Consider the following 15,101-nt stretch of genomic DNA (forward strand, 5'->3'; position numbering starts at 1 on the left):
GACAGACAATTTGGCCATATTCATCCCCTTTTGGCCGCTCCTGCCATTCTCATAAACCGCGTCCGCCGCAAGACTGCATCCACCGATACAGCCTGCGGAGAACAACAAATGCTGACGATCTACTCGGACGACCACCACCTGCACCACGGCCGTTGCGAACTGATGGACGGGCAACTGATGCCGTGCTTTGAGATGCCCTCGCGTGCCGACCACGTGCTGCAACGGGTCAAGGACCGTGAACTGGGGCCGGTCAACGCGCCACAGGACTTTGGCCTGGCACCGCTGCAACGCATTCACAGCCGTGACTACCTGGATTTCTTCAAAGGTGCCTGGGCGCGCTGGACCGAATTCGGCCAGGACGGCGACCTGCTGCCCTACACCTGGCCCGCCCGCACCTTGCGCCGCGTGTTGCCCACCAGCCTGCACGGGCAGCTCGGTTACTACAGCTTCGACGGCGGCGCGCCGATTACCGACGGCACCTGGCAAGCGGCCTACAGCGCGGCGCAAGTCGCCCTCACCGCCCAGGCCGCCATCCAACAGGGCGCCCACAGCGCCTTCGCCCTGTGCCGCCCGCCGGGGCATCACGCCGCCAGCGACTTGATGGGCGGTTATTGCTACCTCAATAACGCCGCCATCGCCGCCCAGGCCTTTCTCGATCAGGGCCACAAAAAAGTCGCGATTCTCGATGTGGATTACCACCACGGCAACGGCACCCAGTCGATTTTCTATGAGCGCAGCGATGTGCTGTTCACCTCGATCCACGGCCATCCGGAAGCGGAATTTCCGTTTTTTCTGGGTTATGCCGATGAGCTGGGCCACGGCGCGGGTGAAGGTTTCAACTTCAACTATCCGCTGCCCGCCGGCTCCGGCTGGGACACCTGGAGCGCCGCGCTGGAGCAGGCCTGCCAGGAAATTACGCGCTACGGCGCCGACATCATCGTCGTGTCCCTGGGTGTGGACACCTTCAAGGACGACCCGATCTCGCAGTTCAAGCTCGACAGCCCGGATTACCTGGCCATGGGCGCGCGTATCGCCCGGCTGGGCAAACCCACGCTGTTCGTGATGGAAGGCGGTTATGCGGTGGAAGAAATCGGCATCAACGCCGTCAACGTTCTCGAAGGTTTTGAAGGGGCAGCCCAATGAACATGCTCAAGTCACTCGTGCTCTGCGCCGCCGTTATCAGTGGCGCGGCGCATGCCGAAGAGAAAACCCTGCGGGTCTACAACTGGTTCGACTACATCACGCCCAAAGCGCTGGATGACTTCAAGGCACAGCACTCCGACATCAAGCTGGTGTACGACATTTTCGACACCAACGAGGCGCTGGAAGCCAAGCTGCTGACCGGCAACTCCGGCTATGACGTGGTGGTGCCGTCCAACGTGTTTCTGGCCAAACAGATCGAAGCCGGCGTATTCCAGCCGCTGGACCGCAGCCAGCTGCCGAACTGGAACCACCTCGATCCCAAGCTGATGAAGCTGATCGAAGCCAACGACCCGGGCAATAAATTCGCCGTGCCCTACATGTACGGCACCATCCTCATCGGCTTTAACCCGGCCAAGGTCAAGGCCGCGCTGGGTGACAACGCACCGGTGGACAGCTGGGACCTGATCTTCAAGGAAGAAAACATCAGCAAGCTCAAGCAGTGCGGCGTCGCGCTGCTGGACTCGCCTTCGGAGATTCTGCCGCTGGCCCTGCAACACCTGGGCCTTGACCCCAACAGCAGCAACCCCAAGGACTATGAAAAAGCCGAAGCGCTGCTGATGAAAATCCGCCCCTACATCACGTACTTCCACTCCTCCAAATACATGGCCGATATCGCCAACGGTGACATCTGTGTGGCCGTCGGCTATTCCGGCAGCTTCTCCCAGGCCGCCAACCGCGCCAAAGAGGCGAAGAACGGCGTGACCGTGGACATGCGCCTGCCCAAGGAAGGTGCGCCGATCTGGTTCGACATGCTCGCCATCCCCAAAGGCGCCAAGAACCCGCAGGACGCCTACACCTTTATCAACTACCTGCTGCAACCGCAGGTGATCGCGCCGATCAGCGATTTTGTCGGCTACCCCAACCCCAACAAAGACGCGACCGAGCAGGTGGATGCGTCGATTCGCAACAACCCCAACCTGTACCCGACCGAGGCGGCCATGGCCACGCTCTACACCTTGAAACCACTGGGGCGCGATGCCGAGCGCGCTCGCACGCGGGCCTGGACCAAGATCAAGTCGGGCACCTGACACCCCACCGCCAACGGACAGTCAGTGCCCCTGAGACGACTGTCCGCCACCCAGCTGCTCACAAAAGAACCTGCCACCCGAGCAGCGCTGCAAGCCTGCCTGGTCGCTGGGCCCGTTGGCCACAGGCAACGCACACTCCCCGCCGCCGCTAACTAAGTAATGCCCGCCCCCTCCTCATCGCGCCTAACGTGAGCGCGATCGTCGCCGCAAGATCAGCCAGGAACCGCTACAGCCAGGGTCTGCGCGCTGAGGCCCACGGGCGACCTCGCGTATTTCTCAAGGCCAAGGAGTGCCCATGAAAGACCTCGTTCCAACCGAAAACAGCGGATTACTAGCGCAGCTGGCCACCGGCCCGTCCCTGCGTGAAGTGGCTTGCACCACCTTGCGTGCGGCGCTGCGCGAGCTGTATCCGGAGCTGGATATCAACCCGGACCTGGCCATCGTCAACGCCCCGCAATGGCTCGAACTGGGCGGCGACATCATCCCCGCCAAGCCGGCAACGGACACCCTCACCGGCGCCCTGACACGCAGTGCAATCTCCCGCATGCCCGTGACTTACCTTGATCGCGAACACTACCTGGCGTACCCCCTCAGGCAATGGCCCTGACGTGCACCTGCCCGTCAGGATCGACGCGATAGGCCGACTGATCAATGAGCTCGCGCCGCTGCTGTTCGTGGCCTTCCAGGAGCAACAGATAGATTTCTGGAACCAGAGCGCAGGCACCACCGGCCCACGCTGGCAGCTATTTGCCCAGTCGCTGCGCGATGTGTGGAACGTGCAGGAGGTTCATGGCTGGAACGCCGACGACTGCGCCGTGGCACGGGCGGTGTTCCACTGTCCCGAGTTCATCAAGCGCCAGCCCCACGACCCGTACGCGACACGCGCCTACCTGGTGGACATCGATGCGCAGGACGCCAGCGGCGCCCAGCACATCAGCGTTACGGCCATGGCCGTACTGATCGCGCATCACGGTGAACAGACCATCATCCTCAGCTACTCGATCGATACCGGCTATGCAAAATTTGCCAGCCTGGAGGCCTTCGGCCAGGCACTGCTGCCCTATATCGCCGACTTGCCCGGCAAAACCCTGAACTGGCGCTTGCTGGAACCGGACGGCAACTTTTTCGAACACCAGGCCTGCAGCCTGATCAGCTTGCAAATCGAAGCAATGGGCGATCTCGACCTGGCCGATGCGGCCCCCAAATCGCTGTTGCCCGCCCGCGCTATCGGCATGCAAGGGGCCGAGCTGGCGCGTCTCGATCAGTCGCGTATTGGCACCACGCGACGGGCATTGCCGGCCTGGCTGCTGCAGGCCTCGGAAACCGATCAATCAGCCTACGGGCGCTACATGATGGACCTGGCCGCGCTGAGCCTTCAAAGCGACGGCAAGACCTTCATGGACGAACTGCCAACCCTCACCGACTTCACCCGCACGGCCTTGCGCACAGCGCTCATCAAGGACCATCCGCAGGCCTCATCACTGGATCTGGACCGCGTGACAATAACGGTCACCAGCCAAGTCGTGTGGGGGACCGTCGCGCTGCCTGGCCAGACGCAAACCCTGACCTTGAGCCTGGTCGAGCTGGCCTTGCAAAACCTCGTCGCGCTGCCGCTGGGCAACAAGACTGTGAGTTACCAGAACGGCAGCCCGACACCCGCGTGGATGACCGCAGACTACCTGGAGCAACTGGTCACCCAGGCAGACATCGGCAAGCACTACCCCGAGCGGGTCAACACACTGCTGCTGGCCAATCCCGAGCAAGCCTTGCGGCGCCAACAGTTGTACGCCGGACAACTGAGCCTGCAACTGCCCTTGCTGGCGCTGCAGTACAAGATTCGAGGCCTGTTCGACGTTGACGAACAGGGTTATCGCTACGTGCACGCGGTCATGGCCAGCAGCGCGCAACACCGCCGAGTGGATGGCGTCACCGTGGTGATCCGGCCGCTGGTACTGCGCCCCCGGTGGCGCGTGAGCGGCGCCACCGACAGCGTCGATAACATGTTTCTCATTGGGCCACAGGACCCTGCGAGTGGCCCTTGCCTGTTGTATCGACCATTGTCCAACGAACCCTTGGTGCAGTTTCCCTCACAGGCCAACCTGCTTTACGCCATCAAGCAGGACACGCCGTTACGCCAGTCGGTACTGGCCTGGCTGCCCGACGCTGTGCGCCAGGATTACGCCCAGTTTGTCTTCCCCGGCAGCGTGCCTTCACCCTGGGTCCTGCCGACGCTGCTCAGCGAGCCGGTGAGTTCGATGGTGATGAGCGGCCCGATTGAGTTCGGCACCCAGGCGCTGGGCGCGGACTGCCTCGCGGTGCTGTACAACGCCAACGCCCGCGCCCTGGTGACACTGGCCGACCGTCAATCGGTGTCCAATGCCGAGGCTCGCTGGGAAAGCTTCAAGCATGCAGGCTGGATTGTTCTGAATGCGGCGCTGCCGTTCATGGGCCGCACAGCGGGCGCCGCAGCCTGGATCTGGCAACTCATGGATGACCTGCAGCAGGTTATCGAGGCCCGAGAAAGCGGCGATCAAGCAGCGGGCGTGAGTGCTGCCGTGGACTTTTTTCTGACCCTGGGCATGGCCCTGGCGCTGCACATCAGCCTGCAGCGCGCGCCGGCGCGTGCGCCTGAAAAACGCCCGCCGCCGGCAGCGTCGTTACCGGCCAAACCGTCGATCATCCAGCACCCTACGCTCGACACCGCGCACCTGCCGACTGACCATGACATCAACCTCCACACCCGCGGCGCCCTCACGCGTAACCGCAACAGCCTGGACGCGACACTGGACAGTTTCAGCCTGGCCAAACCCGCAGGGCTGGGCGACATAATCACCCAGCCCGGCCCTCATCTGCACCTCTACCCCAAGGGCCAGGCGTGGTACGTCCCGGTGGCGCAGCGCTGGTTCGAAGTGACGCTCGATGAAAACGACACCGTGCTGATCATCGACCCCAAGGACCCGAACCGCGAAGGCCCGGCCTTGATTGGCAACCGTCTCGGCCAATGGTTTGTCGACACCCGGTTGCGCCTGCGCGGCGGCGGAATGCGCAGCCGGCGACAGAAAGGCCAGCGCCTGAGGCCGCCGAAAATCCGCGAACTGCGTGAGCAACTGGCAGCCTTCGACACACAGGTCGAACAACGACGCCAGGACATGATGGGTTTGCAGCAGGCCATCGATCACGCGCCACCGGCCGATCGCGCAGAGGCCCGCACCACCTACTTGACGCACGTCAGCAGGCGCCTGGAAGAATTGGACGTACCGATTGCCCAGCTCAAATCGCTGAACATTCTCGATACCGTGCCGACGTATCAGGAAGCCATGCTCGGCTACCTGCATGACCAGATGATCCTGGCGCGAAGTGCCACCACCGAACAGATGATCCGCTTTCGAGACGGGCTGCACACCGTGTCTGAATACCTGGACAACGAGGACTTGCCAGACACCCCGATGGCCCTGGAAGACTGCCGTGCCGTCGACGCGTCGACCCAGGCCATGGTCGAGCGCATCAGTTACCTGCAATCACGGTTCAAGGAGGCCCGCGCCCTGGGGGTCAAAGGCGTGGAACTGGTGCTGCGCCACGAACAAGTGCTGCCCAAGATAACGCTGGATGACCTCAAGGCATTCCGGATCACCCTGTCACGCTTCCTCTGCGTGAATGAAGCCGCCTCGGCCAGCAAAGACACTGCGCGTTCGGTGATCGCCCAGATGGTCGACCGGGCGGAACTGGCGGTACAGAGCCTGTGCGAAGCCTTGCAGCCAGACAATCTGGCCACGCTGGATCAACAGATCGAGGTCCTCGACAGCCTGGTAGACCAGTTCACTGGCCTGGATCAAAGCCTGGCCGATTTGCCGGCCGATTTTCCACTGGATGTGCATCGCCCGGCCCTGGAGACCTTGCAGCAGCTCACCGAAGAGTTCGCCCAACGGGCGGTCAAACAAATGACCACGCTGCTGCGCGAGCGCAAGGCCCTGGAGTCGGCGATTGCCGGCCCCTCCGCGCCTGTGCCCAGACCGCAGAAAAAGGTGATCAAGACCCGCTTCCAGGGCATCGTGGTCGGCGAAGAACGCCCGCCACAACGGGGAGAACCGACCCCGCTGGTGGAGGTCAAGCAAGCACTGACCGGCAAGGTGATTGCTCTGTTTCATAAAAAGGACGGGGTATGGGTTGAGCGTGAGCGTACGGGGGCGCGGCCCACTGCGCGGGCGCAGTCGCGAAACGTGGCCGCCGGTATCGCCAGTGCTCAGGCGCTGCTCGACGATGTCGAACAGTTCATCACGCGCACCCAGCGCCTGGCCGGCGAGGCAAGACGCCTGCCCGTGGAGATTGAAGAGCGTTTCCACCGCCGCGCCGCGCAGCTGGCCCAGGCCGGCGAGGACATTGAGGAGGCATTGACCGCCAGCAATATGACCGAAAGCGGCTCACCGTCGGCCGCCTTGATCAACCGCAGCCTCGATGCCGCGATCAAACGCCTCTACGCCGAGGGCCTGCGCACCCGGCTCGACATGCTCAAGCAGCGCCCACCGACGGCCGCGCATGTCGAACTGCTTTACCGTGAAAACGAGATCATCATCAAACCGCTGCCAGGCCCACGCAGCAAGCTTTCCGGCCGCCACAAGGGCTATTTGAAGGAGTACGAAATCCTCGACGCCAAACACTCGAATGCGCTGTGGTACGCCCACTTTCACTACAAGGACCTGGTCAGTCCCGAGGAGGCCTACACCGCCGCGCACCTCAAGACCCAATCGCAGCGGCGTCTGGGCGGCAAGTATGAAGCGCCGGCCAAGGCCGATGACCGCGACAATATCGCGGTGTACCGCAGTGAGATCGGGCCGTTGCTGGCGCGATCACTGTTCTTCAAGACTGCCGCCTTGCCGGTGCCCCGGCGCTGAAGGTGGCGGCTGACACTCCCAGGCGCGGTACAACCGTCCAAGCGCCTGCGCGATGCTCGCCGGCGGCACGGCGGCAAACCCCAAGACCAGCCCGGCGCGCTGGTCGGGAGCAGTGCTGGAGTCCGGCAGCCAATAGGCGCTCAAGCCATTGACCTCGACCCCCACGGCGTGGGCCTGCGCCACCAGTTGCTGTTCGCGGGCGAGGCTGTCCACTCGCACCGTGAGGTGCAAGCCTGCCGCGACAGTGGGCAGGCTGCTCACGCCCGGCAGCTCACCGGGCCAGCCGCTCAACAGCGCGTCACGCCGGCTCAGCGCAGCGCGTCGCATACGCCGGATATGCCGCTGAAAGTGCCCCGCCGCCATGAACTCCGCCATCACCGCCTGGGTACTGACCTCCGAGTGGCGCATGTCGACCGCACGGCGCCGCGCAAACGCATCCACCAGGGCCGGCGGCAACACCAGGTAACCCAGACGCAACGCGGGAAACGCCACTTTGCCGAATGTGCCCACGTACAGCACCCGCCCGTTGCGATCCAGCGCGGCCAAGGGCGACAAGGGTGCGCCGCTGTAACGGTACTCGCCGTCGTAGTCATCCTCGATGATCCAACCGCCCGTGCGCTCGGCCCAGGCCAGCAGTTCAAGGCGGCGGGCCAGGCTCATGACCACGCCCAACGGGTACTGGTGGGAGGGGGTGACATACGCCACGCGACAATCGCTCAGGGTATTGAGCACCTGGCAGTCAATGCCCTCGCCGTCCACGGGTACGCCGTGCAGGCGCCCACCGGCCAAGGCAAACGCGTGACCGGCGGCGCGGTAGCCCGGATTTTCTACCGCCACGCCATCGCCCGGCTCTACCAGCAACTGTGCACAAAGGCTGATTGCCTGTTGCGCGCCGCAGGTGATCACAATTTGCTCAGCCGCACATTGCATGCCCCTGGAGCTGCGCAAATAAGCGGCAATCAGACCGCGCAGGCGCGCGTCACCCGCCGGGTCGCCGTAGCACAGCTGCTCAAGGTCCGGTTTGCGCCAAAAAGCCCCATTCAGCTTGGCCCAGACCTCAAACGGAAACAGATCAAAGGCAGGCACACCCACGCGAAATGCCCGTGGCGGCCCCGACGGAGGCTGGGACAGATGGTTGGTTTTTACCCGCGCCAGGCTGGTGCTGTGGATAACTTCATGGTCCAGATCTTCCGGCAAATCCGCGCATTTTGTGGATAAGACTGGGGATAAGCCTGTTGAAAACCCTGTGGATACTTTTGTGGATAGTTTTTTCGGCGTCGGCAACTGGGCAACGTAGGTGCCGTCGCCAACGCGGCTCTCGATAAATCCCTCTGCATACAGCTGGTCATAGGCGCGCACCACACTGTTGCGGGAAATCGACAACGCCGCCGCCAGGTCACGGGTGGCGGGCAACCGCGTGCCGCTGACCAGCCGCCCGTCCAACACGCGCTGGCGCAGGGCGTCATACAGCTGGCGCGTTAAACCCAGGCGGCGATCCAGCTCAATCCCAGCGGGGTTGAATGACAGCGGCGGCGTGATGCACGACATATTGGACCTATGAAATTGGCGCCAGTTGGCTCTTACAACAGACCAATAGCCTGCCTAGGATGCAGGCATTCGCCAAGGATTATTTCCATGTACACACCCCGCGCCTTTGCCCTCGACGATTTGCCCGAACTGCAGCAACTGATCCAGCACACTCGCCTGGCGCAGTTGGTGACCTTTGGCGAGCAGGGCCTGCAGGCCAGCCACCTGCCGCTGCTGCTCAACCCCGATCAGGGCCCGAACGGTACGCTTTACGGGCACATGGCCAAGGCCAACCCTCAATGGCGCGACCTGCAAAATGGCAGCGAAGCCCTGGTGATCTTTGCCGGCGCCGACGCCTACATCAGCCCGGCGTTTTACCCGGCCAAGGCCGAGCACGGCAAAGTGGTGCCCACCTGGAATTACATCGCCGTGCATGCGTACGGCAAGGCCGAGGTATTTGCCGATGCCGAGCGCTTGCTGGCGGTGGTCACGGCGCTGACCGACCGCCACGAAGGCAACCGCGCCCAGCCCTGGAGCGTCAGCGATGCCCCCGCCGACTACATTGACGGCATGCTCAAAGCCATCGTCGGCTTCGCCCTGCCCATCGAGCGCCTGATCGGCAAACGCAAACTCAGCCAGAACCGCAGCCAGGCCGATATCAACGGCGTGCGCGAGGGCTTGGCCGCCAGCATTGATGTGCGCGATCAGACGCTCGCGCGCTTTATCCCTCAAGGAGGCACAGAATGAGCCAGATCGATATCCGCCCCGTCACCGCCGCCGACCATGCCGCCTGGCTGCCACTGTGGCAGGCGTACTTGAGGTTCTACGAAACCCAATTGCCCGACGCCGTCAGCCAAAGCACCTGGCAGCGCCTGATCGATGCCAGTGAGCCGACCCATTCCGCCCTGGCCTGGCAGGACGGCAAGGCGGTGGGCATGGTCAACTTCATCTACCACCGCTCCAACTGGAGCATTGAAAATTCCTGCTACCTGCAGGACCTGCTGGTGGAGCCGGCCCAACGCGGCAGCGGCGTGGGTCGCAAGCTGATCGAGTTTGTCTACGCCACCGCCAAGGCTGACGGTTGCTGCAAGGTCCACTGGTTGACCCACGAGACCAACGCCACCGCGATTCAACTCTACGAACGTATTGCCGAACGTCCTGGCTTTATCCAATTTCGCAAAGGTCTTTAAGGAGCCCCGCATGCCTATCTCACCCGCCGACTGGAAAGGCGTTCCCGCGCCCACCGTTCAAGTGCTCGAAGGGCGTTTCATCCGCCTGGAAAAACTCGACCCCGCGCGCCATGGCGATGGCCTGTTCCGGGCCCTTGAAGGCCCGGGCGCCGATCCGAAACTCTGGGACTACTTGCCTTACGGCCCCTTCCCCGAGCGCGCCGCGTTTGATGCCTGGCTCAACAACCATGCCCAGCACAGCGACCCGTATTTCTTCAGCGTGATCGACCGCCAGAGCGGCGAGGTGCAAGGCATCCTCAGCCTGATGTCCATCGTCCCGGCCCAGGGCCGCATCGAAATCGGCCACGTGACCTTCGGCGCGTCGATGCAACGCTCGCCCAAAAGCACCGAGGCGGTGTACCTGCTGGCCAGACACGCTTTCGAGCAGGGCTACCGTCGCCTGGAATGGAAGTGCAACAACGCCAATGCCCGTTCCAAATACGCGGCGCAGCGCTTGGGCTTCAGCTTTGAAGGCGTGTTCCGCCAGCACATGGTGGTCAAGGGACAGAACCGCGATACGGCGTGGTATTCGATCCTGGATTCGGAATGGCCAACCCTTGGGGCGGGGTTTGAAGCGTGGCTGTCCGAGGCGAACCAGCATGGTTCTGGCCAACTGAAAACACTGGTCGAGTGCCGGGCCTGATTCTCAGCCACAACACAAAACCACTGTGGGAGCGGGCTTGCTCGCTCCCACAGTTGATCTGCTGCGGGCCCACTGCTGTCATCTCTCCGACACATTCCTGCAACCACCCTTCGCTATACAGGTCGACTCGTTTCCATAACAAGGTCGTCCGCCATGCCCCCCTCGCCCCACCGCCTCGCACTCGCCATCACGTTATTGGCCAGCGGCCTTGCTGAAGCGGCGCCTGCGCCGACCAAAACCGTGCAGATCGACACGCCCACCACCACGGGGCAAACCCTGACCGGCAGTGATTCGTTGACCACCACAGCGCCGGGCAGCCTCACTACCTCCGGCGTGGCCGTCACGCTCAAGGACGGCACCAGCGGTGCGGGCGTGGTGATCACCAACGCGGGCAAGCTGGTCTCCAGCGGCGGGCGCGCTATCGACAGTTCGGGCACGCTCACCGGGGCGCGCAACTACAGCGTCTACAACCTCGCGGGCGGTGTGATCCAGGGCGCCAATGACGCGCTGCGCATCAACAGCAATTTTGCCAGCGGCAGTTTGTTGATCGACAACAGCGGCACCATTCGCTCGGCCACCGGCCAAGGGCTGGACCTGGATGCGATCCGCAGCGCCAACGTGACAACCACGATCATCAACCGCGCCGGTGGGTTGATTCGTGGCGATGCCAGTGACGGCATGAAGACCGACGCCAACGCGAACATTACCAACTACGGCGAGATCTCCACCGGCGACACGTTCTCGCGCGATGACAAATTCGACGGCGTCGATATCGACTCCGCCACCGGTGTGACGGTGACCAACTACGGCCTGATTTCCGGCGGTCGCCATGGCATCACCACTGACCTGGGTGCGTCGCTGACCAACTACGGCACGGTGATTGGCCGCAACGGCTCGGGCTTTGGCTCCGACGGCGACGGCACGGTGATCAACCACGGCACCATCACCGGCGCGTTCTCCGGTTTGCAGCCGGATGGCGACGGCGATGGCGTGGACATCGACAAAATCGCGCATATCGAAAACTACGGCATCATCCAGGGCATCGGTGCCGGCGGTGTCGACAAAAATGGTTTTGCCAACGGCAGCGAAGGCATCGCCCTGGGCGGCGGCTATGTGTACAACGCCAAGGGTGCGCGGGTCAGCGGCGCCAACAACGCGATCCTGGTGGACGACGGTAGCGACGGCCCGGGCGTTGCCGCGACCACCCTGGAAAACCACGGCGTCATTGAGGGTCTGAATGGCTTTGGCGTGAAGTTTGTCGGCAACTTTGCCGACACCGTGATCAACGGCGGCACCATCAGCGGCAGCAATGGCCTGGCTCTGGATCTGGGCGGCGGCGATGACACGCTGGTGTTGCTCAATGGCAGCCGCTTTGTCGGCCTGGTGGATGGCGGCGCCGGCTACGACCGACTGAGCCTGGATGATGCTGCAGGCGGCAGTTTCGGTGACAGCCGTAACGTCGAATGGCTGGCCGTGAAACAAGGCACCTGGACCCTCACCGGCAGCGGCGATTTCAGCGACGGCGGCGAGATTTACAGCGGTGCCAAACTGATCAACCAGGGTGGCATTGCCGGTAACGTGACAGTCGATGCCGGCGGTATTTACGCCGGGGGTGGCTCGGTGGGCAGCCTGGTGGTCAACGGCACGCTGCAAACCAGTACGGCGCTGGGCACCGCCACCATCGCCCGCGACGTGACCATGGGCAGTGGTGCGACCCTGGCCTATGGCGTGAATGCCGATGGCAGCAGCGCGCCGCTCAAGGTCGGCGGCACGGCCAACCTCAATGGCGCGGCGCTGGTAATCAACCCTGCCAGCGGCACGTATCCATGGCAGAGCCATTACACCGTGCTGCAAGCCGGCAGCATCACGGGTCAATTCGGTACCGTCACCAGCGACTATGCATTCCTCACGCCGAGCCTGGATTACAGCCCGACTCAAGTCGGCCTGACGTACACCCGTAACGACATTGCCTTCAATCAGTTCGCCAGTACCGGCAACGGCGCCAGCGCGGCCAACAGCCTGGCAGGCCTGGGCACCCACAATCCGCTGTATAACGCCTTGCTCTCCACCACCACCGCCACGGCAGGTGCAGCCATCGAGCAATTGGCCGGCAGCAGCACTGCCAACCTCACGGGCGCCACCCTCGGCGCCAGCGCCCAAGTAGGCAACAGCATGCTTGCGGCGATGCATCAATTGGGCGGCGGCGCAGGCTTGATGGTCGGGCTTGATCAGCGCGACACCCCAGTGCTCGCCGCCAGCGGCGTACCCAGCGAGGCGCGCAACCTCAATGACCCGAACGCGCGCGGTCGCCTGTGGCTGCAGGGCATCGGCAGCTACGGCAAGCTCGATGGCGAGCACGGCAGCAACGGCCTGACCCAACGCACCAAAGGCACGGTGCTGGGAGCCGATTGGGCCCTCGACAGCGACTGGCGCGTGGGTTTGCTGGGCGGTTATTCGAAGACCGACCTGGACACCTCCGGCGTGGACGGCAGCGTCGACAGCTGGCACGCCGGCGTCTACGCCATGCGCCAGAGTGGGCCTCTGGCCTTGCGCCTGGGCGCGGCTTACAGCGGGCACCAGGGCGACAGCAAACGCACGGTGGCCTTCAACGGTTTCAACGACCGCCCCAAAGGCGACTATGACGCCAACAGCCAGCAGGCCTTTGCCGAACTCGGCTACGCCATGGGCAGCGGCCACCTGAGTGCCGAGCCATTCGCCAACCTCGGCTACCAGCGCTACCAGCGTGACAGCTACAACGAAAAAGGCGGCGCCGCCGCGCTGCATGTCGATGGCCAGACCCAGGACAATTTCAGCAGCACATTCGGTTTGCGCCTGGCGCACCTGAGCCAACTGGACAACGGCATCAGCCTCACGCCCCGTGTCAGCGCCGGCTGGAAGCACACCTACGGCGATGTCGACAGCAGCACGCGTCAGGCTTTCCTGGCCGGCGGCACGGCGTTCAATGTCCAAGGCAGCGCCCTGGACCGCAACAGCCTGCTACTCGAAGCCGGGCTGGACGTCGGCTTGTCGGCGCGCCACAGCCTGGGCCTGGGCTACACCGGAGAGATGGGCAGCAACAGCCGCAATCACGCGTTGGTCGGCCAATGGCAGATGAGTTTTTAATCGCTCAGCACTAAAGACAACTCCCGCGAATCAGGGGTCGGTAGCCTGACAGTTATCGCCCCGTCATCTCGCTAAATTCCCGGCCTCTTATTCCATGAGGCTGGATTTACATGTCACTCGCACAAAAACAGTTCGCTATAGCCCTTACCCTCATGCTGGTGGTCACTGCTGCTCCGTTTGCACAGGCGCAGAGGAACCTGGAGCACGACAGCGACTGGCTTAACGAGATCCCTCTGGGCGACCTGCCCGCCGTGCACGACCGCGCGCCTCCCGCGCCTGGCGATGAGTTCTACTTCGTCGAGCATGCCACCACCCATAACGGTAAACAGGCGGCGATCATGCTAGATTACGCCATTGATCAACTGTTGGAGTCTGGCGCGCTGGGCAAGCGGGAACAGGATGCACTTGAGCACCTGGGCAGTTACCTGGGCAGCCTGGCGCCAGGCAACGTCGGCGCGGTGCTTGAGCAATTGGCGGGCAGCCAGCATGCCAACCTGGGCACCGCCACCCAAGACAGCCTGAAACAGCTGAACGCCAACCTGCTGTCGGCGATCCGCGAGCTGAGCGGCCAGACACGCGAAGGCGCTCGGGTGTGGCTCAACGGCCTGGGCAACAGCGGCAAGCTCGACGACCATCGCGGCAGCGCCGGTTTGCAGCAACGCACACAAGGCTTGATGGTCGGCGCCGACTGGTCGGTGAACCCCGCCTGGCGCGTCGGCGTCATGGGGGCCAAGTCAGGCAGCAACCTGGACGCCAAACGTTTCAAGGCCGAACTGGAAAGCTGGCACCTGGGCGCCTATGCCCTGCGCCAGGACGGCCCGCTGGCACTGCGCCTGGGGGCGATTTACAGCCACCACGACGGGCGAAATAAACGCAGCGTCGACGTCGATTTCCTCAACTTGCGCAACCAACTCAAGGGCAAGTACAGCGCTCAGAGCCAGAACGTATTCGTCGAGTTGGGCTATCAGCTGGGCGGTGCCGCAATCAGCATCGAACCCTTTGCCGGTCTCGGTTGGCAGCGCTATCACCGCGACAGCTTCACGGAAAAAGGTGGCGTGACGGCCCTGAACGTCGGCGAACAAACCCAACAGAACCTGGGCAGCACTTTCGGCCTGCGCCTGTCGAGCCTGTATGCCCTGGGCAATCAGATGAGCCTCACGCCCCACTTGAGTACACGCTGGCAGCACCTCTATGGCGACGTCAGCAGCACGGTTCGCCAATCTTCGGCATGGGATAAACGCGATGATTTCGACAGCGGCTTCACCCTCAGAGGCACCGCCCTGGATCGCAACAGCCTGGGCCTGCGCGCCGGTCTCGACCTTGCACTGTCGACCCAGCACACGTTGGGCCTGACCTACACCGCTGACGTTGGCAGCAACAGCCGCAATCAGGGGTTGATGGGCCAATGGGCCATGGGCTTTTGACCCACGCTTTATTTCAGGCGAAAAAAAAGGGGGGC

10 protein-coding genes are annotated in these 15,101 nt (G+C 63.3%); 9 read left to right on the top strand and 1 reads right to left on the bottom strand.

Going from position 1 to position 15,101, the window contains the following annotated elements; translation table 11 throughout:
• The first annotated feature begins 108 nt into the window (after nt 1-108).
• From NTD89_RS06550 to NTD89_RS06565, 4 genes are all read left to right on the top strand, one after another.
• Nucleotides 109-1,143, top strand: coding sequence for a histone deacetylase family protein (locus tag NTD89_RS06550; RefSeq protein ID WP_262206782.1), 1,035 nt, complete (start codon nt 109-111; stop codon nt 1,141-1,143).
• On the top strand, nt 1,140-2,231 hold the full coding sequence (locus NTD89_RS06555; RefSeq protein WP_262206783.1) for a polyamine ABC transporter substrate-binding protein: 1,092 nt from the start codon (nt 1,140-1,142) through the stop codon (nt 2,229-2,231). Before NTD89_RS06550 ends, NTD89_RS06555 begins: the two co-directional genes overlap by 4 nt.
• A gap of 295 nt (nt 2,232-2,526) precedes the next feature.
• The gene (locus NTD89_RS06560; protein ID WP_262206784.1) at nt 2,527-2,838 is read left to right on the top strand and encodes a hypothetical protein; all 312 of its coding nucleotides are present in this window, start codon (nt 2,527-2,529) and stop codon (nt 2,836-2,838) included.
• Nucleotide 2,839: 1 nt separating this feature from the next.
• Nucleotides 2,840-7,120, top strand: coding sequence for a dermonecrotic toxin domain-containing protein (locus tag NTD89_RS06565; protein ID WP_262206785.1), 4,281 nt, complete (start codon nt 2,840-2,842; stop codon nt 7,118-7,120).
• Here NTD89_RS06565 and NTD89_RS06570 read toward each other — a convergent pair.
• The gene (locus NTD89_RS06570) at nt 7,076-8,668 is read right to left on the bottom strand and encodes a PLP-dependent aminotransferase family protein (RefSeq protein WP_262206786.1); all 1,593 of its coding nucleotides are present in this window, start codon (nt 8,666-8,668) and stop codon (nt 7,076-7,078) included. The genes NTD89_RS06565 and NTD89_RS06570 overlap by 45 nt on opposite strands.
• Before the next feature lie 87 nt (nt 8,669-8,755).
• Between NTD89_RS06570 and NTD89_RS06575 the strand changes: the two genes are divergently transcribed.
• The 5 genes from NTD89_RS06575 (at nt 8,756) to NTD89_RS06595 (ending at nt 15,066) form a co-directional block, all read left to right on the top strand.
• The gene (locus NTD89_RS06575; RefSeq protein ID WP_145158274.1) at nt 8,756-9,394 is read left to right on the top strand and encodes an FMN-binding negative transcriptional regulator; all 639 of its coding nucleotides are present in this window, start codon (nt 8,756-8,758) and stop codon (nt 9,392-9,394) included.
• On the top strand, nt 9,391-9,837 hold the full coding sequence (locus NTD89_RS06580) for a GNAT family N-acetyltransferase (RefSeq protein WP_145158276.1): 447 nt from the start codon (nt 9,391-9,393) through the stop codon (nt 9,835-9,837). Before NTD89_RS06575 ends, NTD89_RS06580 begins: the two co-directional genes overlap by 4 nt.
• Nucleotides 9,838-9,847: 10 nt before the next feature.
• Nucleotides 9,848-10,519: a GNAT family N-acetyltransferase gene (locus NTD89_RS06585; RefSeq protein ID WP_262206787.1), complete on the top strand. Its 672-nt coding sequence runs from the start codon at nt 9,848-9,850 to the stop codon at nt 10,517-10,519.
• A 153-nt stretch (nt 10,520-10,672) separates the two neighbouring features.
• Entirely contained in the window at nt 10,673-13,642 is a 2,970-nt protein-coding gene (locus NTD89_RS06590) for an autotransporter domain-containing protein (RefSeq protein WP_262206788.1), read from the top strand.
• A gap of 110 nt (nt 13,643-13,752) precedes the next feature.
• Complete coding sequence (locus NTD89_RS06595; RefSeq protein WP_262206789.1) at nt 13,753-15,066, top strand: autotransporter domain-containing protein; 1,314 nt, start codon at nt 13,753-13,755, stop codon at nt 15,064-15,066.
• Nucleotides 15,067-15,101: the final 35 nt, after the last annotated feature.

Source organism: Pseudomonas sp. 14P_5.3_Bac1, from assembly GCF_025466135.1.
Lineage (GTDB): Bacteria > Pseudomonadota > Gammaproteobacteria > Pseudomonadales > Pseudomonadaceae > Aquipseudomonas.